At 56.6% G+C, this 25904-nt stretch carries 21 protein-coding genes, 4 tRNA genes and 1 riboswitch; of the genes, 9 read left to right on the forward strand and 16 right to left on the reverse strand.

Features of this window, described 5'->3' with window-relative positions:
- The first annotated feature begins 831 nt into the window (after nucleotides 1-831).
- From ACSQ87_RS24635 to ACSQ87_RS24650, 4 genes are all read left to right on the forward strand, one after another.
- Nucleotides 832-2367, forward strand: coding sequence for a DUF4118 domain-containing protein (locus ACSQ87_RS24635; protein ID WP_436274570.1), 1536 nt, complete (start codon nucleotides 832-834; stop codon nucleotides 2365-2367).
- On the forward strand, nucleotides 2364-3056 hold the full coding sequence (gene kdpE / locus ACSQ87_RS24640; RefSeq protein ID WP_436274571.1) for a two-component system response regulator KdpE: 693 nt from the start codon (nucleotides 2364-2366) through the stop codon (nucleotides 3054-3056). Before ACSQ87_RS24635 ends, kdpE begins: the two co-directional genes overlap by 4 nt.
- A gap of 10 nt (nucleotides 3057-3066) precedes the next feature.
- Nucleotides 3067-4947 carry a potassium transporter Kup gene (locus ACSQ87_RS24645; protein WP_436274572.1) on the forward strand — a complete coding sequence of 627 codons (1881 nt, stop codon included), beginning with the start codon at nucleotides 3067-3069 and terminating at the stop codon, nucleotides 4945-4947.
- Between the two features lie 1233 nt (nucleotides 4948-6180).
- Nucleotides 6181-7254 carry a hypothetical protein gene (locus tag ACSQ87_RS24650; protein ID WP_436274573.1) on the forward strand — a complete coding sequence of 358 codons (1074 nt, stop codon included), beginning with the start codon at nucleotides 6181-6183 and terminating at the stop codon, nucleotides 7252-7254.
- Between the two features lie 613 nt (nucleotides 7255-7867).
- Here ACSQ87_RS24650 and ACSQ87_RS24655 read toward each other — a convergent pair.
- Nucleotides 7868-7944, reverse strand: a tRNA-Arg gene (locus ACSQ87_RS24655).
- 292 nt (nucleotides 7945-8236) lie between these two features.
- Here ACSQ87_RS24655 and ACSQ87_RS24660 point away from each other — a divergent pair.
- Nucleotides 8237-8470 carry a hypothetical protein gene (locus tag ACSQ87_RS24660; RefSeq protein WP_436274574.1) on the forward strand — a complete coding sequence of 78 codons (234 nt, stop codon included), beginning with the start codon at nucleotides 8237-8239 and terminating at the stop codon, nucleotides 8468-8470.
- Between the two features lie 22 nt (nucleotides 8471-8492).
- The gene (locus ACSQ87_RS24665) at nucleotides 8493-8672 is read left to right on the forward strand and encodes a PA3371 family protein (RefSeq protein ID WP_223432468.1); all 180 of its coding nucleotides are present in this window, start codon (nucleotides 8493-8495) and stop codon (nucleotides 8670-8672) included.
- On the opposite strand, the gene phnN is transcribed toward ACSQ87_RS24665, so the two are convergent.
- Nucleotides 8647-9219 carry a phosphonate metabolism protein/1,5-bisphosphokinase (PRPP-forming) PhnN gene (gene phnN / locus ACSQ87_RS24670; RefSeq protein WP_223432469.1) on the reverse strand — a complete coding sequence of 191 codons (573 nt, stop codon included), beginning with the start codon at nucleotides 9217-9219 and terminating at the stop codon, nucleotides 8647-8649. The two genes, ACSQ87_RS24665 and phnN, sit on opposite strands and share 26 nt — an antisense overlap.
- A 386-nt stretch (nucleotides 9220-9605) precedes the next feature.
- On the opposite strand from phnN, the gene ACSQ87_RS24675 reads away from it, so the two are divergent.
- Nucleotides 9606-9932 (forward strand): Arc family DNA-binding protein, encoded by a 327-nt coding sequence (locus ACSQ87_RS24675; protein WP_003178899.1) that lies wholly within the window; start codon nucleotides 9606-9608, stop codon nucleotides 9930-9932.
- Between the two features lie 100 nt (nucleotides 9933-10032).
- On the opposite strand, the gene mgtE is transcribed toward ACSQ87_RS24675, so the two are convergent.
- Nucleotides 10033-11475: a magnesium transporter gene (gene mgtE / locus ACSQ87_RS24680; protein WP_150657158.1), complete on the reverse strand. Its 1443-nt coding sequence runs from the start codon at nucleotides 11473-11475 to the stop codon at nucleotides 10033-10035.
- Between the two features lie 320 nt (nucleotides 11476-11795).
- Between mgtE and ACSQ87_RS24685 the strand changes: the two genes are divergently transcribed.
- Nucleotides 11796-12314, forward strand: coding sequence for a cell envelope protein SmpA (locus ACSQ87_RS24685; RefSeq protein WP_436274575.1), 519 nt, complete (start codon nucleotides 11796-11798; stop codon nucleotides 12312-12314).
- Nucleotides 12315-12333: 19 nt separating this feature from the next.
- On the opposite strand, the gene ACSQ87_RS24690 is transcribed toward ACSQ87_RS24685, so the two are convergent.
- The 7 genes from ACSQ87_RS24690 to ltaE all read right to left on the reverse strand — a co-directional run bounded on the left by ACSQ87_RS24690 (nucleotide 12334) and on the right by ltaE (nucleotide 18302).
- Nucleotides 12334-12410, reverse strand: a tRNA-Arg gene (locus ACSQ87_RS24690).
- A 71-nt stretch (nucleotides 12411-12481) separates the two neighbouring features.
- Nucleotides 12482-12558, reverse strand: a tRNA-Arg gene (locus ACSQ87_RS24695).
- Nucleotides 12559-12665: 107 nt separating this feature from the next.
- Nucleotides 12666-12756 (reverse strand) — tRNA-Ser (locus tag ACSQ87_RS24700).
- A gap of 62 nt (nucleotides 12757-12818) precedes the next feature.
- Nucleotides 12819-13007, reverse strand: coding sequence for a carbon storage regulator CsrA (gene csrA / locus ACSQ87_RS24705; protein WP_002554426.1), 189 nt, complete (start codon nucleotides 13005-13007; stop codon nucleotides 12819-12821).
- 186 nt (nucleotides 13008-13193) lie between these two features.
- A complete protein-coding gene (locus tag ACSQ87_RS24710; RefSeq protein ID WP_129437628.1) occupies nucleotides 13194-14435 on the reverse strand; it encodes an aspartate kinase in 1242 nt (413 codons plus the stop codon).
- Nucleotides 14436-14526: 91 nt separating this feature from the next.
- Nucleotides 14527-17151 (reverse strand): alanine--tRNA ligase, encoded by a 2625-nt coding sequence (alaS, locus tag ACSQ87_RS24715; protein ID WP_436274576.1) that lies wholly within the window; start codon nucleotides 17149-17151, stop codon nucleotides 14527-14529.
- Between the two features lie 146 nt (nucleotides 17152-17297).
- Nucleotides 17298-18302, reverse strand: a complete 1005-nt coding sequence (gene ltaE, locus ACSQ87_RS24720; protein WP_436274577.1) for a low-specificity L-threonine aldolase — start codon at nucleotides 18300-18302, stop codon at nucleotides 17298-17300.
- A 195-nt stretch (nucleotides 18303-18497) separates the two neighbouring features.
- Nucleotides 18498-18668, forward strand: a riboswitch (FMN riboswitch).
- A gap of 102 nt (nucleotides 18669-18770) precedes the next feature.
- On the opposite strand from ltaE, the gene ACSQ87_RS24725 reads away from it, so the two are divergent.
- The gene (locus ACSQ87_RS24725; RefSeq protein WP_007943897.1) at nucleotides 18771-19280 is read left to right on the forward strand and encodes a 6,7-dimethyl-8-ribityllumazine synthase; all 510 of its coding nucleotides are present in this window, start codon (nucleotides 18771-18773) and stop codon (nucleotides 19278-19280) included.
- Between the two features lie 117 nt (nucleotides 19281-19397).
- On the opposite strand, the gene astE is transcribed toward ACSQ87_RS24725, so the two are convergent.
- The 6 genes from astE to aruF all read right to left on the reverse strand — a co-directional run bounded on the left by astE (nucleotide 19398) and on the right by aruF (nucleotide 25835).
- Complete coding sequence (gene astE / locus ACSQ87_RS24730) at nucleotides 19398-20408, reverse strand: succinylglutamate desuccinylase (RefSeq protein WP_436274578.1); 1011 nt, start codon at nucleotides 20406-20408, stop codon at nucleotides 19398-19400.
- 12 nt (nucleotides 20409-20420) lie between these two features.
- Nucleotides 20421-20708: a hypothetical protein gene (locus ACSQ87_RS24735; RefSeq protein ID WP_033056735.1), complete on the reverse strand. Its 288-nt coding sequence runs from the start codon at nucleotides 20706-20708 to the stop codon at nucleotides 20421-20423.
- A 20-nt stretch (nucleotides 20709-20728) separates the two neighbouring features.
- Entirely contained in the window at nucleotides 20729-22075 is a 1347-nt protein-coding gene (gene astB / locus ACSQ87_RS24740) for an N-succinylarginine dihydrolase (RefSeq protein ID WP_033056736.1), read from the reverse strand.
- A gap of 153 nt (nucleotides 22076-22228) precedes the next feature.
- The gene (astD, locus tag ACSQ87_RS24745) at nucleotides 22229-23698 is read right to left on the reverse strand and encodes a succinylglutamate-semialdehyde dehydrogenase (RefSeq protein WP_223432478.1); all 1470 of its coding nucleotides are present in this window, start codon (nucleotides 23696-23698) and stop codon (nucleotides 22229-22231) included.
- On the reverse strand, nucleotides 23695-24720 hold the full coding sequence (gene astA, locus ACSQ87_RS24750; RefSeq protein ID WP_008154313.1) for an arginine N-succinyltransferase: 1026 nt from the start codon (nucleotides 24718-24720) through the stop codon (nucleotides 23695-23697). The genes astD and astA overlap by 4 nt, the downstream gene beginning before the upstream one ends.
- Before the next feature lie 95 nt (nucleotides 24721-24815).
- A complete protein-coding gene (gene aruF / locus ACSQ87_RS24755; RefSeq protein ID WP_008154316.1) occupies nucleotides 24816-25835 on the reverse strand; it encodes an arginine/ornithine succinyltransferase subunit alpha in 1020 nt (339 codons plus the stop codon).
- Between the last annotated feature and the right edge of the window lie 69 nt (nucleotides 25836-25904).

A 25904-nucleotide genomic window follows, 5' to 3' on the forward strand; every position in this document is an offset into this window, starting at 1 on the left:
GGTGGAGGCGAAGAGCATTTTGCAGGCGCCGCGAGGTTACCCCATGTGATGGTGAGCGGTCTGTAGGACAGATCTGAACTTGTGTCACCCGCTAGTCCGAGGCTTAAGCCTGCCCACCCTTCACTGCTTTAGTCGCCGTAGGCGTCAGTAGTTCACTGATACTGGGTTGGGTAACGAGCCAGTACAGAGGAGGAGTCTGCAAACATTGGGCGATTGAACGGACGCTGATGAAGAGGACTGCTGGGTGATGCGAGGCAGAATTCCAACTTGAAAAAACGTTGCAACGGCAGACGCTCGGTACAGTTGCAATGGCGCGGCTTAAAAAGCTGGCGGTCAACCTTTATCCATACGACGGGCGCCTCTCGGCCATTTTCTGCCCGTCGCGAGAGGCAGAAAGCGGCCAAAAAACAGTCATTCGTGGAGGACTGCTTTCAGCCGATTTCTGCTTTCCACGACCGGTTGAGTTATGAACGTTGGCTTCTGTATAGCCGCGAAAGCCGACGCTCCAGATGTCCATCCAGACGAACCAGCCTTCGGGTGTGGTGGTTCGGCCAGGATGAATCAGCCTCACCCTGCTCGCGACAGTGTGAGCGACCACATCCAGACGCTCAAAACCGCGAGCAATAAGAAGGCGAGCACGCTTGGCCACAGGGGCATGGGATACCCATTAACGAGAACCTCGGGGCGAATATACCTGGCTCGAAGAACTGGTTCACCGTTCACAATACCTGCCGAAATCTTTACGACATTTCTACGCCAAGCTCACCAGAATAGTCAGCGTTTTTACACGGTGGTGGCTAGTCTGTTGCTTATCGTAAGAGGATGCTCAATATGACCAACGAGGTGTCGTTGTGGAGAAGTAAGTCGGAAAAATTCACCTCGCTACGGGGGTATTTACTGACCGTCCTCGCCTGCAGCGCAATGACGTTTGTAGCCACACCGCTGCTCTCTTATCTCGACTTGGCCAATATCGTGATGCTGTTCCTGCTGACCGTGCAACTGGTGGCGGCAAAGCTAGGGCGCAATCAAGCCATTTTGGCCTCAGTTCTCAGCGTTTTACTCTTTGACTTCTTTTTCGTACCGCCACGTTTTTCTCTGGCAGTCAGCAACATCCAGTATCTGGTCACGTTTGGCGTCATGCTGGTGACCGCATTGACGACCGCGCAGCTTGCCGCCGGACTGAAACAAAGGGCACAACAATCTCACTTCCGCGAACAACAAACGCAGGCGCTGTATCAACTGGCCCGCCAACTGGCCGGAACCCTCACCGTTGAACAGGTAGTGGACATTGGCCAGTCCTTCATCAAGACGCAATTCGATGCACAGTCAGTCATCTTGCTGCCCAATGAACAAGAAGTGCTGAGCAACTCGCCTAAGCCCGGATCTCCGCTGGTTGAAATGCGCCTTGCCCAAGTCGCGCTGGAGAGTGGACAACTGGTGCGTAACGACGAACTCAACAGCATGGGCTATGCGCCGCTGTATCTGCCCTTGCGGTCGTCGATGCGCACTCGAGGTGTACTTGCAGTCAAATTCGCAGAAGGCTCGCCAAAACTCTCAAGCAATGCCCTATCACTATTAGAGACCCTCGCGTCCCTGATTGCAGTCGCGGTCGAACGCCTGCATTACGTCAAAGTCGCGCAAACCACTGAAGTTAATATGCTGACAGAGCGCCTACGCGGCTCTATTCTCGCGGCGCTATCGCACGATCTTCGTACGCCGTTAACCGCAATGGTTGGCTTGGCTGACTCGTTATCGCTTATCCAGCCGGCGTTGCCTGCGATGGCCTTGGAAACTGCTCAGGCCTTGCACGAGCAGGCCGCGCGCCTGGCGGGTCTAGTCAGCAACCTTCTGGATATGGCCCGGCTGAATGCTGGTGAAGTCACCTTGCGGCGTGAGTGGCAGCTGCTTGAAGAGGTAATTGGTGCCAGCATCAAGTTGCTTGGCAGCGCATTGACTGAACATCCCATCAAAGTGACCCTCCCAAAGGGGTTGCCGTTGCTCAACTATGACGCAGTCCTGATCGAACGGGTCCTCTGCAACCTGCTTGAAAATGCTGCGAAGTATTCGCCTCAAGGTAGTGCCATTGAATTGGTGGCCATACAGAATGACGACAACGTAGAGGTCCGTGTCGAAGACCTTGGTCCAGGGTTTTCGAGCAAACGAAGCGACGATCTATTCAAGATATTCGTCCGAGGGGAAGGCGCATCTGACAAACCGGGGACAGGGCTTGGGTTGGCCATTTGCAAAGCCATTGTGGAAGCGCATAGCGGACGGATCAGCGCCGACAATCGACCAGGCGGTGGAGCCAGCGTCAGCTTTACCCTGCCCAAAGGGACACCACCGATTGTTGAGGAAGAGCAGCCATGATCTCGACCTCAGCCAAAGTTCTGGTTATTGAAGACGAGAAGCAAATCCGTCGTTTCGTTCGGCTGGCACTGGAAGCAGAAGGCTGCCAGGTGGCTGAAGCTGAAACGATGAGCCACGGCCTGATCGAAGCGGGAACGAGAAAGCCCGATCTGCTGATTCTCGACCTAGGTCTACCGGATGGAGACGGCATCGACCTGATACGGGACCTACGTAGTTGGTCCGATGTTCCGGTACTGATTCTGTCTGCACGATCGCAGGAAAACGACAAGATCGATGCCTTGGATGCCGGGGCCGACGACTACCTGACCAAGCCCTTCAGTGTTGGCGAGCTGCGTGCAAGGGTTCGCGCGCTTCTGCGACGCCGTAGTCGGAGTGCGGAAGCGGCTTCCCCGATTATCGAGTTCGGCACCATCAGCGTGGATTTATCGCGCCGACTGGTGGTCCGTGACGGCGAGACGATTCACCTCACTCCGATTGAATATCGACTGCTCTCATGCCTGCTGGGACAACCCGGCAAGGTCCTGACCCAACGCAGTTTGCTGCGGGAAATCTGGGGGCCGGCCTATGTCGAGAGCAGTCACTACCTACGCGTTTATGTCGGGCACTTGCGCCAGAAGCTCGAAGACGATCCGACTCAACCCAGATATTTTCTGACAGAAACAGGCGTGGGTTACCGCTTCCAGCCTTGAGGGGACTTGCATGCACGACGAACAAGGCAAAAAGCGTCTGGCTACATTGACGCTGGCTGCACTAGGCATTGTCTATGGCGACATTGGTACCAGCCCGCTGTACTCCCTCAAGGAAGTATTCGGTAGCGCTCACCATCCGGTTGCCATTACCCCGGAAAATGTACTGGGAGTTTTGTCCCTGTTCTTTTGGTCGCTGATCATTGTGGTCACGCTGAAATATGTGGTCTTCATCATGCGGGCCAACAACAAGGGCGAAGGTGGCATCATCGCGCTAATGACCCTAGCCTTGCAGAAAGGTGTGGAGCGTTCCTGGCAGCAAAAACTGCTGGTTACTCTCGGGCTTTTCGGTGCGGCGCTGTTTTACGGGGATGGGGTCATTACCCCAGCGATTTCAGTACTCTCGGCTGTCGAGGGATTGGAAATCATCACGCCCACGTTCAAGCCTTACATCATCCCCATTACCGTGGCCATTTTGATTGGCCTGTTCGCCTTTCAGCGCAAGGGCAGCGCCGGCGTAGGGGCCCTGTTTGGGCCGGTGATGCTGCTCTGGTTTGCCGTTCTGGCGGTGTTGGGCGCTGCCGCCATTATTGGCAATCCCTCAGTACTCGCAGCCATCAACCCGCTGCATGCCATGCACTTTCTACTCGGGAACTCCATCCTTGGCTTTCTCGCCTTGGGTGCAGTGGTTCTATGCATTACCGGTGCCGAGGCGTTGTATGCCGACATGGGGCACTTCGGTGCCAAACCTATTCAATACGCCTGGATTGGGTATGTTCTGCCAGCACTACTGATCAATTACTTTGGCCAGGGCGCACTGTTGCTTGCGGATCCGACGACAATACAGAACCCGTTTTATCTGCTAGCTCCGGAATGGGGACGCTATGCGCTGGTGATTCTGGCGACAGTGGCAACCATCATCGCTTCACAGGCTGTGATCTCCGGCGCCTTTTCCATCACCCAGCAGGCGATGCAACTCGGCTACACCCCCCGCCTGGAAATTCAGCACACCTCGGATCGGCAAATAGGCCAAATCTATTTACCGGCAATAAATTGGCTGCTGCTCGCATCGATCATTGCTCTGGTTGTCGGGTTCGGCTCGTCCTCAAACCTGGCTGCCGCCTACGGCATTGCCGTTACCGGAACCATGCTTATCACCAATTTTCTGGCCATAGCTGTAGCGATTCGATTGTGGCATTGGAGTCCGTTGCGCGCCGTTCTGGGGGCATTACCCTTCATTTGCATTGACCTCGGATTTTTCCTGGCCAACTCAGTGAAAATTCCAGACGGTGGTTGGTTCCCACTGGTATTCGGCATGGCTATTTTCATCTTGCTGACCACCTGGAAACGTGGCCGCGAACTACTGGGTGAACGGTTGGCGGCCGAAGCGATGCAGCTGCAGCCCTTCATCGCCAATATTGTCGAAGGCGGCGTTCAGCGTGTACTTGGGACGGCCGTATTCCTGACCGCAGAGCCAGAGTCCGTGCCGCATGCCATGATTCACAGCCTGAAACATTACAAAACACTGCATGAGCAGATCATTATCCTGAGCGTGAAGGTTCTTGATGTTCCTTATGTTCCTATTGACGACCGCCTAATAATTCGTCGCCTGGCGAGCAACTTCGCACAAGTGGTCGTGCAATATGGTTTCAAGGACGAACCAGATATTCCTGCAGCATTGGCCCTGGCAAGTGAGGCAGGTCTGGAGATCAACATGATGGATACGTCGTTCTTTCTCGGGCGCGAAACGCTGATTCCGAAGTTAGGTTCAAGCATGGCTTATTGGCGGGCCCTGATTTTTGTGGCGATGTTCCGCAATGCCGGCAGCGTTACTGCCTTCTTCAAAATCCCCTCTAATCGGGTGGTCGAATTGGGCACTCAGGTGGTGCTATAGCGCTATTCTTCACGGTCTGACTCTAACGAATAGAGTGGGTACCCGGGGTCATGGCGTAAGCGTCTGCCAAACCTACCTTCCTGTTGCCTACGCTTATGTAGTACTAAAGCAGGTGCATCGACCGACCGCTTTTGGCCCAGAGTGTGTAAAAACGATTCGCCAAAATTGAACTGGGCGCATCTACGTTAAATCTGAAATTTATCGACACGTCAGCAGATGTGGATTTCGCGTAGAAGCGCGATTTTCAGTCCAGTTTTGAGTACCTGTCGCGCTCAAAAACGTTTTTACACACCCTCGGCCGATTGCGGCCTACGGTTTACCCAAATTTGTAAACGCTGCTGTAACACCTATTTGGCTTGTAACACCTGATGTACGCGAAAGATGAGGGGTGTGTAACGCCGATAAAACCCAACAAATTCAACTAGTTAATATCTACCGTAACACCCGCAACACCTGTAACACGTCTTTTCGAGCCCCCACACCCCATCAGTGATAAGCGCCGCCAGCGAAAGCGATACTGCCTTGGTATCGACTAATGCAGAATTCGAGCGCTGGGTCGCCGAACACCCGGACGCTAGGGGTGCCGTCTGCCAACAACGAACAGGGGAGATGCATCGACCGGGGAACCGACTCGCCTGGGACCCTGGGGATGTTCGGTGGGTACGGGGTCGGAAACCCGCGTGATCGTATTAGCGGAAAAATGCCCAGCTTAGTGAACAGGTGAACCAGGTGAACTCCAGTTCACCAGTGCATTTGCACTATGAATCGGACTGTCGCTGGGGACCCTGGGCATTTCAGATAGACACGGGGCTAAGAACCCGCGCGTTCGTGTTAGCGGCTGGATTTTTGAAGTTGGTTGACAGGTTGACCGAGTTGACTTGGTTGACGAACTCCATGCGTGCGATATCTGCAACACAAAGGGGCATCTTTACCAACACGGTAACGATGCCCCTTTTTCGTCAGGATCCTTTCAATTTCAACGTTGAAATTTCAGTAAGATGGAATGCCTGTCGCTAACAAGATGTCGCGGGTTTCCGACCCCGTATCATCTCCTTCACGTCAGGGTCCCCAGCGACTTCTCGCTTCAGCCCAGACATTCGCTTGAGTCTGCCTATGATTCAACGAACTCGTAGCGAGACTAGCAATCGGTCCATCTCCAAAAACAAGAGTTCTGCTCCGGCTGGAGAATGACGCAGGCATCAATCCGTTACGCGGTCCTCAAAAGAGTGTGATATGGGCTATACCCTTGGGGTCATCCCCACCCTTAGCCATCTCCCCCCGACAACCATAGGTCTGTCAATGCCAAAACACCCACTTACACCGATGATGGTTCAATATTTAGTAGGATTGTGCTGCCTCAAATCAGATCCCGATGCAGTCGATGTGACTATCGGCGACATGGTCTACGACGCCACAGCCGAAGAAGAGCGTGACGTTGACGTAACTGTCACTATCACGGAGGCCGGTGGAGTAACTCATGCATTCAAAGCGTATGAAGTAAAGCGAGAAGGATCACCACTAGACGTGGCCAAAGTTGAGCAGCTGTGTATGAAATTCATAGACATGCCTTCTGTGACTCACCGCTCTATAGTTTCCGCATCAGGCTACACAGCAACAGCACGGAAGAAAGCTGAAAAATATGGAATCAGTCTTTACGAGTTCAGAGCTTGGACTAGGCCTCTTCAAGAGCAATTCCCTAAGCTCACCATGCAGGGCACCGCGCAAGAATGCTTCAAAATGGCCTCCACCCTGCTCTGCTGGTCGCAGTATCAGTTGGCACTCGTGGCGCCCCAAGCAACAGTGGACTTTACGGTTGAACCTGGGGACAAGCTATTTGATTCATCCGGTAGCGCCCACCGAACGCATGCAACCTTTGATGAGTACCGAAACGAGCTACTCCTCCGGTCGACACAATTGCTGTTTTCTTTGATGTCCGCAGCCTCAGTAATGGGCAGCCTCCCGTCGCTGGAGGCAAGTCAGGAGTGGCCGCACAGCCACACACTCGATGTAACCAATGACGCAGTGTATGTCGATACAGAATGCGGCATTTGTCGAATCGACTTCGTTACCATTACAGGGCATCTTCAATGGCAAAACATCACCGTCGAGCCCCTGTACTACGTGATTGACAATATCTCGACTGGCGATGCGTTTGCAGGTGCTGTGATTTCCAGCCTGCAGGGTGATGGCAACATGACCGCCCTAGTGTTTTCACCCAAAACTCGTGGCATCGACATACAGCCTATTCGGCTCGCTAAGAAACATCAGAACAGCATCAGAAACCTCAAACTAAAGCTATCCAGGTAATTTCCGTAAAACGTCTATCGGAAAGGCCAGGGATCACAAGCCTGTATCCCCGTCTGTATCCCCAACAAAAACCCTGGGCTTCTATTGGCAGGTTCAACCGGCCCATCCGCTAGGCCTGAAATCGACGTTACGAGTGTTACACACGTTACAAAGCATCGCATCACATTGATATCTATAGGTTTTATTGATGTAACAAGTGTTAATCAATCCCTATAGGTAGGATGTTACGCTTCCGATAGGTGTTACAAAGATAAGCCCTTACTCCACTGGTGGCAGGCTCCGCACAAGTCCACTGCGACGCAGCTTAGTCGCGGGCTTAGCAGCTCGGAAGGGGCATGGGGAGCAGTGAATTACTCCTGGGGGTGAGCCTAGATAGGCAATTGAGACGGCAAGGTGACGGCAAAGCGTCGTGTCAACGAAGTGAATTTGTAAGAACGGGAATGAGTGTTCGAACATCCCAGAGCGCGACCCGCTCAAAGGCTCGATGACTGAGAGCAGTAAAAACGGCCAGATGAGAACTTCAAACGGCCAATTTACAAAGCCCGTTGCTGTCACCCTGCTGTCACAGCCTTCTTTCGATAAAGACGAATCAGGCTGTAAGCATTGAATTATATGGTGTCCCAGGGCAGGTTCGAACTGCCAACCTTCCCCTTAGGAGGGGGATGCTCTATCCAATTGAGCTACTGAGACACAGATCGACCACAAAGAAACACGGTGCGATCGACGGCGTGCATGTTAACGGGCAGGCCTGCTTTTGTCATGTCGTCCGTTGGGCTTTTTAAGTGTAGGCAGACGCCTCGCAGGAGCGTGGCTTTGTTTACCGTGCAAATTGCATCACCGCAAAAAGCCATCATTGCAAAATGCAATGCAGGCCCTTCGGCAAAATATCTTAATTCATTGTTTTTAAAGGATTTAATTACCGCTAGACTCTTGGCATGCGGGCTGCTTCAGCTGTTCTCGAAGAACAACGGAGGCAAGCCTCATGAACAGCGCCCTTTTACTCTCGATCGCGAGCGCTATGGCGATTCTGTTGGGCTTTCATTTTGTCCCCGAGCGCGGTGTTGAGCCGGTTGCTCAACGCATGCCTCATTACCTTCAGGTGCAAAGAGCGCCTCAACTGGCGGTAATGAGCGATAAGCGCAGCTTTGTCAGCCAAGAGGTGAGCCAGGAAGGCATTCTGCTGCCGGCTCAGTCTTCAGAACGTTTGGTATTTTGAATCACCCCATCAGGAGCACCGCATGTCCAAATCAGCCGCAGGGTTTTTCATCCTCGCCTTACTGAGCGGCATTCTTCATCTGTCAGTGGTCCAGGATACGATCGTCACCCTGCCTTTGATCGCCAGCGGCGTGTTCGGTGCGCTGTTTGTGCTGGCGCTGATTGCCGGGCGCAAGATCAAGTTCGATCCGGTACTGCGTTAATCCTCAACAGGTACAGCAGATTGGCAACTGTGGTGGACAATTCACCTGAATTGTCGAGTCGATGGATCTGCGCGTGTCCGTTTGACCCCTCTGCCGTGAATAACCCATTGCGATACAGCCTTGCTTCAATCTCCGCAAAACTCTCGCGACCACGGCGCAGCAGACGCTCTCGCAGGACTTCATCCTTGACCGTCAACAGAACCGGCAATAGCGTTGGATACCGGCGCAGCGCCTCAGCCAGATGGCCGCGAGAGCCATTGACCAAGACATGCCGACCGTCATTGAGCCATTGATCTATTTCGATCGGAATACCGTAATCCAGGCCATTGGCGTTCCAGCACAGCGCGAAATCGCCCTCGACCCTGTGTTGCTCGAATTCTTCCCGGGAAACGCCAATTGCGTCCTCGCCCACTGATTCGGCAGAACGCGTGATGACCCGACGCACCACTTCACAATTGAGCGTCTGCAACGGCTCGCGCGCGGCTTCGATGAGGCTGTCCTTGCCGGACCCAGAAGGCCCCATCAAGTAAATCAGCCTGCCATCCATCCTGAAATCACCTCCCACTGCACGTCTCCCCCTAGTAAATCGGCCAATTGCCACTATCCTGTACAAGTAAGGAACACTGATCGAATCTGCACAGCATGCGCCTTCAGGCGTCCCGGGACATCACCTGCCGGGCAAGAGGATGCGGTCAGTAATACGGACTAGGGCAAGCTTTTCAAACCAGTCCGCATTTCTGATAATTGGTGCTGGCATAACGCCTTTATCCAGTTCAATATTTGTCACAGAATTGACGCCAATGAACTGGCTACTTTGAGGCATGATGCGAGCCTCTATCAATTCAGGTTGAACATTTGGCCAGACCGCTTGTCCTATCAGACATCCTGCGGCCAATCCCGAGAACCGCTCCCCTGAACTAACCGGTTAAATATATGCGCCCATTGAAACAGGCAATTTATTCCAGCCGTACGGCTGACAAGTTCGTCGTACGTCTGCCAGACGGAATGCGTGAACGCATTGCCGAGGTGGCTCGCAATCATCATCGCAGCATGAACTCCGAAATCATCGCGCGCCTTGAACAGAGCCTTATTCAGGAAGGCGCGCTTGGCGAAGAATTGAGCATGCGCCTGGACAGCCCGGAGCTGTCATTACACGAACGTGAACTGCTGCAACGCTTCCGCCAACTCTCCCACCGTCAGCAGAACGCTCTTGTTTCGCTGATTGCACATGATGCCGAAATGGCCGCAGACGCTTCCTGATTTCATCCGAAAGTTCAAGCCAGCTTAATCGCTGGCTTTTTTTTGCCTGAAATTCGGGCATAAAAAACCCGCCGATTGGCGGGTTTTTTATGTCGGTACGTCAGAGCAGGAAGATCGTCGCCAAGCCGAGAAAGATGAAGAACCCGCCGCTGTCCGTCATAGCGGTGATCATCACGCTGGCGCCCATCGCAGGATCGCGCCCAAGCCGCGCCAGGGTCATGGGAATCAACACCCCCGCCAATGCCGCCAGCAACAGGTTGAGCGTCATGGCAGCGGTCATCACCACCCCCAGAGACCAACTGCCATACAGCAGATAGGCGACGACGCCGATCACACCGCCCCACACCAGACCATTGATCAGACCTACCGCCAACTCCTTGCGCATCAGGCGCGAAGTATTGCCGGTGCTGACCTGATCCAGCGCCATGGCCCGAACGATCATGGTGATCGTCTGGTTACCCGAGTTGCCACCGATACCCGCCACGATCGGCATCAGTGCCGCCAACGCCACCAATTTCTCGATGGAGCCTTCGAAAAGACCGATCACTCGGGATGCGATGAACGCGGTGATCAGGTTAATTGCCAGCCAGGCCCAACGGTTACGCAGGGATTTCCAGACTGACGCAAAAATATCTTCCTCTTCACGCAGACCCGCCATGTTGAGAACTTCGTTTTCGCTCTCTTCACGAATCAGGTCGACCATTTCATCGATGGTCAGACGGCCGATCAGCTTGCCGTTCTTGTCGACCACAGGCGCCGAGATCAAGTCGTAACGTTCGAACGCCTGAGCAGCGTCATAGGCGTCTTCATCCGGGTGAAAACTCACCGGGTCGCTGGCCATGACCTCAGAAACCTGTTTTTCCGGGTCGTTGACCAGCAAACGCTTGATTGGCAGCACGCCCTTGAGCACGCCGTCGTAATCGACCACGAACAGTTTGTCCGTGTGACCAGGCAGCTCCTTGAGGCGGCGCAGGTAACGCAAAACCACTTCGAGACTGACATCCTCACGGATCGTCACCATCTCGAAGTCCATCAACGCACCGACCTGCTCCTCGTCGTAAGACAACGCAGAGCGGACGCGCTCACGCTGCTGACCATCGAGGGTTTCCATCAGCTCGTGGACGACGTCTCGCGGCAGCTCGGAGGCCAGGTCAGCAAGTTCATCGGCATCCATGTCCTTGGCCGCAGCCAGGAGCTCGTGATCGTCCATGTCGGCGATCAGCGTTTCACGAACTGAATCGGATACTTCGAGCAGAATGTCGCCATCGCGATCGGCCTTGACCAACTGCCAGAGCGTCAGACGATCGCCCAGCGGCAAGGCTTCAAGGATGTAGGCGACGTCGGCGGAGTGCAGATCATCGAGCTTGCGTTGCAACTCGACGAGATTTTGCCGGTGAACCAGATTCTCGACCCGGTCGTGATGCGGACCTTCCTGGCGGTGAGTCAGGTCTTCGACCACCCGCTGACGCTGCAGCAGCTCAACAACTTGAGCGAGGCGGTCTTGCAAGCTTTCCTGCGTTTTCTTTACTTCAACTTCAGACATAGGCGAACTCCACTCCCAGCAGCGGGGCACGCCGGAAGGATCAATCAGTCAATTCATGATTGGAAAAACGGGGTACTGAGTAACTACTGGGTAAGTCCATGGAGGTATTCCACAAGCCCCGGCGGGGCTGACGGGCGCAATGATACACCGCCCGACGGTTTTAAACGTTAAAAAATCGCGGTTGAAACAAGCGCTTGCAAGACAAACCTGAGCACCGCCCTGATCCATAAACCTGCGACGACTCATCCTGAAAAGAAAACACACCACTGCCGAAAAATGTAACGACTACCCTTGAGATAGACCGTCATGGAGGACGTTTGATGCCATCGAATGCACATTGTTTTTTGTTAATCACCCTGCTCTGCCCGTCGCCCTGGGCGCTTGCCACGACCGTTCACCGTTGCGAGGCGGCCAACGGGCGCATTACCTTCACTACGCTGAGCTGTACGGCCGGAGACAGCCTTTCGCTGCAGGATGTCCGCGCCTTCACACCGGGCAGCGTGACCGCTCTCATGCCGGAAGCCGAGAATCGCGAAACATCAGGTATGAAAATCAAAAGGAGAGATCCGACCGTCGTTGGCAAGACCGAGGACAAATGTGGAAACCTCATCAGCGCCAAAGAACGCCGAGAAGCGATCATCAATCAGCGGATAGTTGCCGGCATGAGCCAGCAGGATGTCGAGAGCGCCCTCGGCAAGCCAGACAAGATCAGTATTCGCAATTCGGCCACGAGCTACCGCTACGACACCCAGCGAGGTCGCAGCGCACACGTCGAGTTCGATGAGAGAGGATGCACCAAAGGAAAAGCCAAATCCCAGACGGCAAAAAGCCCGCGTTAAACGCGGGCTTTTTGTTGTTTGGTGCACTCGACAGGATTCGAACCTGTGACCGCTCGGTTCGTAGCCGAGTACTCTATCCAGCTGAGCTACGAGTGCATTTGTGTTTTTATACCAGATCACAACTGGTTGAAGCCAAGTCATTCACATTACTGCAGATGACTCTTAAATGGTGCACTCGACAGGATTCGAACCTGTGACCGCTCGGTTCGTAGCCGAGTACTCTATCCAGCTGAGCTACGAGTGCATTTGTTGCCGCGCATTATAGGCCGTCTAATCTCTATGTCAAACACTTTTTCTAGTAATTTCAAACACTTACCGAAGAAGCTAGATTACAACGTACTACGCAAATAATGGCGGAGAACGGGGGATTCGAACCCCCGACACCCTTTTGAGGTGTACTCCCTTAGCAGGGGAGCGCCTTCGGCCACTCGGCCAGCTCTCCGCAACACGGGGCGTATATTAACCAGCTTCTTCCCCGTTTGCAAACATAAAAAACGATAAAAATTAATGGCTTGGTTCTTCGTCCTTCTCTTTCTTTATACGCAGGTAAATTTCCTCACGGTGGACCGCAACCTCTTTCGGGGCGTTGACACCGATACGCACTTGATTTCCTTTGACGCCGAGCACGGTCACGGTGATTTCGCCATCACCAATAATCAGGCTTTCTGCGCACCGACGAGTCAGAATCAGCATACCTTTCTCCTCACGCATTTCATTTCAGGGACAACAGTCTGCAAAAAAAAGGCACTCGACCTACAACCTGAACGATCGCAGCCCTACATGCCTGAGTATTGACTAGCGCGAGCAAAAGAACAGCTTCGGGTCGCACCATTCAAAAAACAAAAGGGCGCGGTCAGACCGCGCCCTTCGGTTAACGCATCACTCGCCCTGTCGGGCCGGTGCGTCCAGTTCGAAAGCCGTGTGCAGAGCGCGCACAGCCAGTTCCAGGTACTTCTCTTCGATCACTACGGAGACTTTGATTTCCGAGGTCGAGATCATCTGGATGTTGATGCTTTCCTTGGCCAGGGATTCGAACATGCGGCTGGCCACGCCTGCGTGGGAGCGCATGCCGACACCGACGATCGACACCTTGGCAATCTTGATGTCGCCAACGACTTCACGGGCACCGATCTCGCGAGCGGTGTTTTCCAGCACGGTTTGCGCGGCCTGGAAGTCATTGCGATGCACGGTGAAGGTGAAGTCGGTGGTGTTATCGTGCGCAACGTTCTGCACGATCATGTCGACTTCGATGTTCGCGGCGCTGATCGGGCCGAGAATCTTGAATGCAACGCCCGGGGTGTCTGGCACGCCACGGATGGTCAGCTTGGCTTCATCGCGGTTGAAAGCGATGCCGGAAATGATCGGCTGTTCCATGGTTTCCTCTTCATCAATAGTAATGAGGGTGCCCGGACCCTCCTTGAAGCTGTGCAGTACGCGCAGCGGAACGTTGTACTTGCCGGCGAATTCCACCGCACGGATCTGCAACACCTTGGAACCGAGGCTGGCCATTTCCAGCATCTCTTCGAAGGTAATCTTGTCCAGGCGCTGAGCCACGGACACCACACGCGGGTCGGTGGTGTAGACGCCGTCGACGTCGGTGTAGATCTGGCATTCGTCAGCCTTCAAGGCTGCCGCCAGCGCCACGCCGGTGGTGTCGGAACCGCCACGACCGAGGGTGGTGATGTTGCCGTGCTCGTCGACGCCCTGGAAACCAGCGACAACGACCACACGACCGGCCTTCAGGTCACCCCGAATCTTCTGTTCATCAATCTGCAAGATACGCGCTTTATTGTGAGCGCTGTCCGTCAGAATCCGTACCTGACTGCCTGTGTAAGACACCGCTGGCACGCCGCGCTTGATCAGCGCCATGGCCAACAGCGCAATCGTTACCTGCTCGCCGGTGGAGACGATCACATCCAGCTCACGTGGAACCGGTTGGCCGTCGCCACTGATTTGCTTGGCCAGATCGATCAGACGGTTGGTTTCGCCGCTCATTGCAGACAGCACAACCACCAGGTCATCGCCGGCTTCGCGGAATTTCTTAACCTTGTCGGCGACCTGTTCGATTCTCTCGACAGTGCCGACCGAGGTGCCTCCAAATTTCTGTACGATCAAAGCCATTTCAAAGCCGCCTCTGCCCATGAAGGGCGCCCAAATAATCACTCAAACAGCGTTCGGGCCCGCCACTAGACCGCGGGCCGGACACACTGCCTTATAAACCCTGCTCTACAAATGGAACAGTCAGGGCCAGTGCCGCATCCAGTGCGCCAGCGTCAGTACCACCGCCTTGCGCCATGTCTGGACGACCACCGCCCTTCCCGCCCACTGCCGCAGCGGCTTGCTTCATCAAATCACCGGCTTTGAGTTGGCCAGTCAGGTCTTTGGTTACGCCTGCAACCAGAACGACCTTTTCCTCATGGACACTGCCGAGCAGGATCACTGCGCGGCCGAGTTTGTTTTTCAGTTGATCGACCAGCGCCAGCAGCGCCTTGCCATCCTGACCGTCCAGACGCACGGCCAGCACTTTCACGCCTTTGACATCCAGGGCAGAAGCCGACAAATCGTCGCCCGCCGCGCTGGCAGCCTTGGCCTGCAACTGCTCGAGTTGCTTCTCCAGCAGACGGTTGCGCTCCAGCACAGCCGACAGCTTGTCGATCAGGTTGTCGCGGCTACCCTTGACCAGGTTGGCCGCTTCCTTGAGTTGTTCTTCAGCAGCGTTCAAGTATGCCAGCGCCGCGGCGCCAGTGACCGCTTCGATACGACGCACGCCGGAAGCCACACCGCCTTCGCTGATAATCTTCAACAGGCCGATGTCGCCGGTACGGTTAACGTGGATACCGCCGCACAGTTCGACGGAGAAATCACCGCCCATGCTCAGTACGCGCACGCTGTCGCCGTATTTTTCGCCGAACAGCGCCATGGCGCCCTTCTGCTTGGCGGTTTCGATATCGGTTTCTTCGGTTTCAACTTCGGAGTTCTTGCGAATCTCGGCGTTGACGATGTCTTCCAGCGCCTTCAATTGCTCAGGTTTGATGGCTTCGAAGTGGCTGAAGTCAAAGCGCAGACGCTGACTGTCGACCAACGAACCTTTCTGCTGAACATGGTCGCCCAGCACCTGGCGCAATGCGGCGTGCAGCAAGTGAGTCGCCGAGTGGTTCAACGAAGTCGCGTGACGCACTTCAGCATCAACATGAGTTTCTACCGGCGCGCCGATGGTCAGGCTGCCCGACGCCAGCACGCCGTGATGCAAGAAGGCGCCACCGGTTTTGGTGGTGTCGCGCACATCGAAACGGCTGCTGCCGACTTGCAGATAGCCGCAGTCGCCGATCTGACCGCCGGATTCAGCGTAGAACGGCGTCTGGTTCAGTACGACCACACCCTCTTCGCCTTCGCTGAGTACGTCGACCGACTGGCCATCTTTATAGAGACCAACGACTTTCGCCGAACCTTTAGTCGCTTCATAGCCGGTGAATTCGGTGGCCACATCAACCTTGACCAGGCTGTTGTAGTCCATGCCGAAGGAGCTGGCGGAACGGGCACGGACGCGCTGGGCTTCCATTTCGCGCTCGAAGCCTTCTTCGTCGATAGTCAGGCTACGTTCGCGAGCGATGTCGCCGGTCAGGTCCATCGGGAAACCGTAGGTGTCGTAGAGCTTGAACACTACGTCGCCCGGCACCACGTCGCCTTTGAGTTCGGCCAGATCCTGCTCGAGGATTTTCAGGCCCTGCTCCAGGGTCTTGGCGAACTGCTCTTCTTCAGCTTTCAGTACGCGCTCGATGTGCGCTTGCTGGGATTTCAGCTCAGGGAAGGCTTCGCCCATCTCGGCGACCAGGGCCGCAACGATCTGGTAGAAGAAACTGCCCTTGGCGCCCAGTTTGTTACCGTGACGGCAGGCGCGACGAATGATCCGGCGCAGCACGTAGCCGCGACCTTCGTTGGATGGCAGCACACCGTCGGCAATCAGGAAACCGCACGAACGAATGTGGTCGGCGACGACTTTCAAGGAAGCCTGAGCGTCGTTGGTGCAGCCGATGGCCTTGGCCGATGCAATCAGCAGGCTCTGGAACAGGTCGATTTCATAGTTCGAGTGAACGTGCTGCAGCACCGCACTGATCCGCTCCAGGCCCATACCGGTATCGACCGACGGCGCTGGCAGCGGGTGCAACACGCCATCGGCGGTGCGGTTGAACTGCATGAACACGTTGTTCCAGATTTCAATGTAACGGTCGCCATCTTCTTCCGGCGAGCCCGGCGGGCCGCCCCAGATATCGGCGCCGTGATCGTAGAAAATCTCGGTGCAAGGACCGCACGGGCCGGTATCGCCCATGGTCCAGAAGTTGTCAGAAGCGTACGGCGCGCCTTTGTTGTCACCGATACGAACCATGCGTTCGGCCGGAACGCCGATTTCCTTGGTCCAGATGTCGTAGGCCTCGTCATCGCTGGCGTAGACGGTGACCCAGAGCTTTTCTTTCGGCAGGTTCAGCCACTTGTCGGACGTCAGGAAGTTCCAGGCGTAGGTGATGGCGTCACGCTTGAAATAATCACCGAAGCTGAAGTTACCCAGCATTTCGAAGAAGGTGTGGTGACGGGCGGTATAACCGACGTTTTCCAGGTCGTTGTGCTTGCCGCCGGCGCGCACGCATTTCTGGCTGCTGACCGCGCGGGTGTACGCGCGCTTTTCCTGGCCCAGGAAACAGTCCTTGAACTGGTTCATCCCCGCGTTAGTGAACAGCAGGGTTGGGTCGTTGCCCGGAATCAAAGAGCTGGAGGCTACACGGGTGTGGCCTTGCTCTTCGAAGAAGCGAAGGAAGGCTTCACGGATTTCTGCGCTTTTCATTAGGTTCTTCCACGGAGGCTGCGGCCAAAGGCCTGTGCGAAACGTCAACAGACGAAGCGACGGCAAAGGGCCGCATTATATCGGCCCTGCGCGCGGGGTACAGCGTGTTTATACGATAGAAACGGTCAATTGGACCGCTAACGCTATCAGTTGCGCGAAAACTCGACGAATGTCGCGACGACCTGCTCGATTTGAGCGCGACTGACGCCCATGTGCGTGACCATGCGCAGACGTCCGGCAGCGCTCAGCTTGATCCCGCGTTCGGCGGCAAACGCCTTGATGGCCTCGGCCTTGTCGCCCATCTGCACGTAAACCATGTTGGTCTGCACCGGCTCGACCTCGTAACCCGCCGCTCGCAAGCCTTCGGCCAGCAACTGCGCATTGGCATGGTCATCAGCCAGACGCTGAACATTGTTATCCAGCGCGTACAAACCTGCTGCCGCCAGAATCCCGGCCTGGCGCATGCCGCCGCCGACCATCTTGCGCAGGCGTCGCGCCTTGGCGATCAATTCGACCGAGCCGCACAACACCGAACCGATCGGCGCGCCCAGGCCTTTGGACAGGCAAACTGAAACGGAATCAAAGTGCTGAGTAATTTCCCGGGCATCGACACCCAATTTGACCGCCGCGTTGTACAGCCGCGCACCGTCCAGGTGCAGCTGCAACCCATGTTCTCGGGTAAAGCTTCGAGCCCGCGCCAGATACTCCAGCGGCAAAACCTTGCCCTGCATGGTGTTTTCCAGCGCCAGCAAACGAGTGCGGGCGAAGTGGAAGTCATCCGGTTTGATCGCCGCCGCGACGTGCGCCAGGTCCAGCGAGCCGTCGGCCTGCACTTCCAGCGGTTGAGGCTGGATAGAACCGAGCACGGCCGCGCCGCCACCTTCGTACTTATAGGTGTGAGCCTGCTGGCCGACGATGTATTCGTCACCGCGCTCGCAGTGGGCCATCAAGCCCAGCAGATTGCTCATGGTGCCCGTCGGAACAAACAGCGCCGCAGCAAAACCCAACCGTTTTGCAAGTTCGGCTTCCAGACGATTGACCGTTGGATCTTCGCCGTAGACGTCGTCACCTGTGGCCGCGCTGGCCATCGCGTCGAGCATCCCTGCGGTCGGTTGGGTGACGGTGTCGCTGCGAAGATCAATAACGCTCATGAATCTGGCCTCGGTAAGCAGGGAAAATCCCTTTCAGTCAGGAATTACTGCGGTCATGCAGACGAATAATCAACCCTTGGGTAGGAAAAGGCTTCCTGAACCGACGAAAAAGTCGATAGCAATCATCAAATAGCAGCAATGCACAGGTGAGAAATATGTGTTAAAAACGCTTCGCCGCCAAACAATCTGGCGGCAAAACGTTCTCAGGGCGGGGTGCAACTCCCCACCGGCGGTAATTGCGCGCAATGCGCATAGCCCGCGAGCGCTTGGTGACAGGCACGGCAATGGCTGTGATGGCGGCAAGGTCAGCAGACCCGGTGTGATCCCGGGGCCGACGGTCATAGTCCGGATGAAGAGAGAACGGGATTGGCGCCAAAGGGCCGTCCGCAGGCATTCGTGCGAGCGTGCGTACCCTTAAATCCCATTCGATTCATATGCCCTGTTTTTTACATAAACAGGAGTCAGAACATGCAACCCACCGCAATCGATAGCAAAAGCAAAAACCATCAGGGCGAGCGCGTTGCGTTCATCCAGGCCTGCTGGCACAAGGAAATCGTCGATCAGAGCCGTAAAGGCTTTGTGGCCGAAATGATTGCTCAGGGTTATCAGGAATCGGAAATCGATTTCTTTGAAGTCGGCGGCGCCTTTGAAATTCCGCTGCACGCCAAGCTGCTGGCCAAGTCCGGTCGTTATGCCGGCATTGTCGCGGCGGGACTGGTGGTCGACGGCGGGATCTACCGCCACGAATTCGTCGCCCAGTCGGTGATCAGCGGGCTGATGCAGGTTCAGCTGGAAACCGAAGTGCCGGTGTTCTCAGTGGTTTTGACCCCGCACCACTTCCATGCAGGTGAAGAACATCAGAAGTTCTTCTTCGAGCATTTCGTGCATAAAGGCCAGGAAGCGGCGAAGACGTGCGCGGATACGCTGCACAAGATGCGTGCGCTGCGTCGTAGCGAGCCTCGTGCGGTAGCCGTCTAAACACCGAACGTGTGGGAGCGGGCTTGCTCGCGAAGGCGGTGTGTCAGTCGATACTTATGGTGACTGATACACCGCTTTCGCGAGCAAGCCCGCTCCCACATTGGTTATGTGTTGGATTCAGGCGAGGTTATCGTCGGTAGTCGGCACAATCAGGATGCCGGCACGCAGGCCGTTCTTGACCTTGGGGTTCGGGAAGATGATCCGGGCACCTTCCTCCTCAATGATCCACCGGGTCTGGGCGATGTCTTCGGCCAGCAGGTAACCCACCTCCAACTCCGAAAAGTTCTCGATGTCCGCTGGCAGGTTCAAGCGGAAGCTATCGCTGTGCTTGATAATTTCTCGCGCCACGCTAAACAGCTGCAAACCGTCCAGCGCCTCTTCGGTCTGGGCCGGCTCGTTGCCTTCGATAATCTGTTTGAGGCGAGTTTCCAGCAGATCGACGTTGACCCCATCGTTCTGCCCGAATGGCCGCGCCTTACCCAACTCGAGGGTAAAGGACTCGGCACCGAGCTTGTCGTAGGTATAGGAGCTGAAAACGATGGACGGCTTGTTTTGAAGCAGCACCGCTTCCATGCCGGCAGCGCGCAGGCGCGCCAGTTCCAGGCGTGAATGCTGACGGCCTTCTTTCCAGGGATACAGCGCGAACTGCTCGATTTTCGAACCGCGAATCGCGGTGTGCAGGTCATAGTGCAGACGGTTGCGATCCGGCAGGCTGAAGAAACTCGCCGCCAGCCGCTCCAGTTCACACGCGCGCAGGGCTTCGGAGCCGCTGCTTTGTTCGTGACGGCCGTTAAACAGCCGATTGACGTCCTGCTCGATGAAACGCTCGCCTTTGCGAATCGCTTCCGGGTTACCGAACAGAAACAGAATACGTGTACGCGGCTTCAAGTCGCCGCGGGCGATGTCATGCAACAGGCGATCAAGCAACTCGATCGGCGCTGTTTCGTTGCCGTGAATGCCAGCCGATAGCAGCAGGTCCAGGCCGTTGTCGCGGGCTTCAGGTGGCCGGACTTCCAGCGCACCTTCGCTCAACCAGCGCATGCGCACGCCTTCGACAGTCAGTTGAGTCTTCTCCGCCGGTTCGCGGCCGGCGAGGGTCAGTTCAAGCAGTTTGCCGAGGGCGAGCATAGAGCGGTTTCCTTAGTGGTCGTGTGCGCAATCCGGGCCGTGCACGTGGTCTTCGTCACCGACTTCAGCCGGTTCCATTTCCAGTTGCAGACTTACCAGATTAGTCGCCAATGGGCGCAGCAGCAGGTTTGCGTATTCAGCGTCACCTTCTTCGACGTCCACGCCGATCAGCAATTGGCCGCGGCCGTCCTGCTGAATCCACAGCTCTTTGCCTTGCCACATGACCGCGACGCGGGTGCAGGACGTTTCCAGTTGCGTGCCGTCGGTGTCTTCAAGGATCAGCTGCAGGGTATCGCTCATGTTTTTTACGCTCTCGACGTTCAATTGATCTGGAATGGATAAACCGCGCCCAGTTTAAGGATTTGCGTCAGTTCATCCAGTGCCGTCCGGCACTCAAGCAGCAATTGCGGGTCCGCGAGATCGTTTTCGGTCATGCGGTCGCGGTAGTGCTTGTCGACCCATTCGGTCAGCGTGCCGTACAACGGTGCCGTCATGATAACCCCTGGGTTGACAGCCGCCAGTTCGGTTTCGTTGAGCGCGACGCGCAGTCGCAGGCAAGCTGGGCCACCGCCGTTCTGCATGCTCTGCTTCAAATCGAACACTTTCACTTCGCGGATCAGGCCGCCGGAGCTGGTCAAACCTTGCAGATACTGCCAGACACGCTCGTTGCCACGGCATTCTTCCGGCACGATCAACAGCATCGAGCCGTCAGGACGCGACAGCAGTTGGCTATTGAACAGGTAGGAACGAACGGCGTCTTCCACGGTTACCGCGGAACGCGGTACGCAGATCGACTGAAATTTCCCACCGACTTTGGCGAGTTTGCTCTGCAATTCGGCCAGCATCTGCTCGGTGTCGAGGAACGCGTCCTCGTGATAGAACAAAACTTCGCCATTACCCACCGCGATCACATCGTTGTGGAACACGCCCTGATCGATCACCGAAGGGTTCTGCTGAGCGTAGACCACGCCGTCATCGCTCAAGCCGTGCAGACGGGCAACCGCCTGGGAGGCTTCGAGGGTCTGGCGGGCCGGGTATTTCTGCGGTGCCGGGTAACGGGTGTCGAACGCGCTGCGACCGAACACGAAGAACTCGACGCCCGCTTCGCCGTATTCACGGCAGAAACGGGTGTGGTTGGCTGCGCCTTCGTCACCGAACTGCGCGACGGCCGGCAATGCGGCGTGGTGAGCGAAGTGCTTCTGGTCAGCGAACATCGCCCCCAGCACACGGCTGGTAGTCGGGTGTTCGATGCTGCGGTGATATTTGCAGTTCAGGTTAGCCGCGGTGAAATGCACACGGCCATCCGCGGTGTCGGCACTCGGGCTGACAGTGGCGGCGTTGGCCACCCACATGCTCGACGCCGAGCAACTGGCGACCAGCAGCGGCATCGCATCTTTGGCCGCCTGCTCGATCACCTGAGCGTCGGTGCCGCTGAAACCCAAACGACGCAGGGCTGCCACGTCCGGGCGTTCCTGTGGTGCGAGCACACCCTGTTGAAAGCCCATTTCCATCAGCGATTTCATTTTCGCCAGGCCTTGCAGTGCGGCTTCCTTCGGGTTCGAAGACTGCTGGCTGTTGCTCTGGGACGCGACGTTGCCGTAGGACAAACCGCCGTAGTTATGGGTCGGCCCCACTAGACCGTCAAAATTGACTTCATAGGATTTCATCAGCGAGGCTCCACGAGAATCTGTTGTTATAGGCATCAGTAACTATTCTTTGAGACCGAGGCGCGGCCTTCGCGAGCAAGTCGAATCGTCGCACCGCCGCTCCCACATTGGAATGCATTTCCCTGTGGGAGCGGGCTTGCTCGCTAATGGGCGTCACGCCATCTTCAAGCCGGGCGTCAGGGTCGCTGGCAAGGTCAGGCTCGGTGTTTCCAGCGAAGCAACCGGGTACGCGCAGTAATCTGCCGCGTAGTAGGCGCTGGCGCGGTGGTTGCCCGAAGCGCCGACACCGCCGAATGGCGCGCTGCTCGCTGCACCGGTCAGCTGTTTGTTCCAGTTGACGATGCCCGCACGGCTTTCCAGCCAGAACTGCTGATAACGTGCTTCGGAATCCGACAGCAGACCGGCCGCCAGGCCATAGTCGGTGTCGTTGGCTTCAGCGATCGCCGCCTCAAAGTCAGCGTAGCGGATCACTTGCAGCAGCGGGCCGAACAGCTCTTCGTCAGGGCGATCAGCCACTGCCGTGACGTCCAGAATGCCCGGGGTCAGCAAGGCAGCTTGAGCTTGTGGCTGAGTCATTTCCAGCAATGCTACTGCGCCGTTGCCCAGCAGATGCTCTTGCGCATCCATCAGTGCTTTCGCAGCGCCGAGAGAAATCACCGAGCCCATGAACGGTGCCGGTTGCTGATCAAACGCGCCGACTTCAATCGTACGGCTGACCGCCACCAGACGCGCCAGCAGTGTGTCGCCCCAGGCGCCCTGCGGCACCAGCAAGCGGCGGGCACAGGTGCAACGCTGACCGGCAGAAATGAACGCCGACTGGATGATGGTGTAAACGGCAGCATCGAGGTCTGCGACCTGATCAACGACCAGCGGGTTGTTACCGCCCATTTCCAGCGCGAGGATCTTGTCCGGACGACCGGCAAACTGTTGATGCAGGTGATTGCCGGTGCGGCTGGAGCCGGTGAAGAACAAACCGTCGATGCCCGGGTTCGCCGCCAAGGCGATACCGGTCTCGCGAGCGCCTTGCAGCAGGTTCAACACGCCTGCTGGCAGACCGGCTTCGATCCAGCACTTGACCGTCAGCTCGGCGACTTTCGGCGTCAGCTCGCTGGGTTTGAACAGCACGCTATTACCGGCCAGCAGCGCCGGCACGATGTGACCGTTCGGCAAGTGACCAGGGAAGTTGTAAGGCCCGAACACAGCGACCACACCGTGTGGCTTGTGGCGCAACACGGCGGTGGCGTCGCCCAACGGGCCGCTCTTCTCACCGGTACGTTCGCGGTAGCTCTGCACCGAGATCGCAATCTTGTTGACCATGCTGGTGACTTCGGTCGCCGCTTCCCACAAAGGTTTGCCGGTTTCCTCACCGATGGTGCGAGCCAGTTCTTCAGCATTGTTCTTCAGCGCGGCGGCAAAGGCTTCCAGCACTGTGATGCGCTCTTCCAGGGTACGTCGGGCCCAGCTCGGGAATGCCTGGCGCGCGGCTTGCACGGCCGATTCAACCTGAGCAGTGGTAGCGCCTTCGCCGGCCCACAGCACTTGTTGGGTTACCGGGTTCAGCGACTGAAAGGCTTCACCCTGGCCGGCCAGCCATTCACCTGCAATGTATAGCGAATTCATTATTTCGACTCCCTGGCAGCGGACAACGGAACGGCGCGCACTTGATCGCCGGCGTTAAGTTGAAGACGTTTGGCGGTCAGCGGATCGACCACCAGCGTACCGGCGGCGAAACGTGCAGGAGCAGCAGTGATCCGGCAGTCTTCGCGCTTGCGGTTATGAATCAGGAACGGAGTGGCGTCGTCACCCGGCGTGCCGATGGCCAACACCAGCGCCTGGCTGTCGCGCACTGCGCGGATCTTGCCGGTTTCACACTCAACAGCAGGACCGGCGTCGAAGATGTCGACGTAGCCTTGATAGCTGAAGCCTTCACTTTTGAGCATGGCCAACGCAGGCTCGGTGTCCGGATGAACCTGGCCGATCACGTTGCGTGCATCTTCCGACAGGAAGCAGGTGTACAACGGGAATTTCGGCATCAGTTCGGCGATGAACGCCTTGTTGCCCACGCCGGTCAGGTAGTCGGCCTGGCTGAATTCCATCTTGAAGAAATGACGCCCCAGGCTTTCCCAGAACGGCGAACGCCCCGCTTCGTCGGACATACCGCGCATCTCGGCGATGATCTTGTTGCCGAACAGTTGCGGGAACTCGGCGATGAACAGCATCCGCGCCTTGGCCAGCATGCGACCGTTGAGGCCAGTGCGGTAGTCGGCGTGCAGGAACAGCGAGCACAGCTCGGAGTTACCGGTCAGGTCGTTGGCCAGGAACAGCGTCGGGATTTCGCGGTAGATGTTCAACTCTTGCGAAGCGCTGACGGTCAAGCCAACCCGGAAGTTGTACCAAGGCTCACGCAGACCGACGGCACCGGCGATGGCGGAAATACCCACCACGCGGCCGTCATCATCTTCGAGTACGAACAGGTAGTCCGCATCGCCCCGCCCGGCTTCGCCGCGGAAGGTCTTCTCGGCCCAGCCGACCCGATGGGCCAGACGTTCTTCGTTGGCCGGCAAGGTGGTCAGGCCCGTGCCGGTGCTGCGGGCCAGGTCGATCAGAGCGGGTAAATCGCTGCTGCGTACGGGACGAACGATCATGCTATCTCCTCAAACGGGCCGCTTGCGCCACCCGTGAAACTCGCTGCTTTTTAGGCATTCTTTCCAAGCAATCTTTCCAGGCGTAGCAGCAGGCGTTAAACCGCCACCAGGCGCACGCTGGCACCTTCACCGACGCCCAGGGCTTCGGCCGCTTCAAGATCCAGGGTCACGGGTTTGCCCGGCGCGTAATCGAGCTCAAGCAAAACGGCGCGGTAATCCTGCAACTGGGCGTTGGCCACCAGGTACTGACGACCGGCGCCTTTGACCGGCTCGCCGATTTTCACCGGGACTACTCGGCTCTGGGCGATCGAACGGATCCCCGAGACACGAGCGTGCAGGGTCGGCCCGCCGTCGAAAATATCGATGTAGTGATCGGTCTCGAAGCCTTCGCGCATCAGGATGTCGAAGGTGATCTGCGCCCGTGGGTGCACTTGACCCATCGCCTCTTGAGCGGAATCCGGCAGCAGCGGCACATAGATCGGGTAATGCGGCATCAGCTCGGCCAGGAACGTCCGGCTCTTCAGACCGCACAGACGCTCGGCAGCGGCGTAGTTGAGGTCGAAGAAATTACGACCGATGGCATCCCAGAATGGCGAATCACCATTTTCATCGCTATAACCGACGATCTCGGTCACCACAGAATCGGCAAAACGCTCTGGATGGCTGGCCACGAACAGCAAGCGACCACGGGAGTTGAGTTCCGACCAGGCCGAACCCACCAGCTCCGGCAGCACGTAGAAACTGGTCAGCAAACTGTTGCCGGTCAGGTCGTGGCACTGGGAGAGGACGTGAATCTTGTTATGAATCTTCAGCTCGCGAGAGGCGTGCACAAAGGTTTCATTACGGAAGCTGTAGAACGGCTCGGAATAACCGGCCGACGCAACGATGGCCGAGCAGCCCACCAGTTTGCCGGTGGCGGTGTCTTCGAGGACGAAGAAATAGCTCTCTTCACCATTGAAGCTGACTTCGGCGGCGAACGAGGCTTCGCTTGCCGCGATCTTGTCGCTCAGGCGTTCAACGTCATCCGGCAAGGAAGTGACACCAATCGGGCTGTCCGCAGCCAGACGCTGTACCTCGCCCAGATCAGCCATTTGCGCGGGGCGCATCACCAGCATGGTGTCACTCCTTACTTAACTTCAGGTTGGCGAATTGCGCCAACTCGGGGAAAAAAATGCCGGGCAGGC

The sequence above is a fragment of the Pseudomonas sp. LjRoot277 genome, assembly GCF_964253845.1.
In the GTDB taxonomy this organism is placed as follows: domain Bacteria; phylum Pseudomonadota; class Gammaproteobacteria; order Pseudomonadales; family Pseudomonadaceae; genus Aquipseudomonas.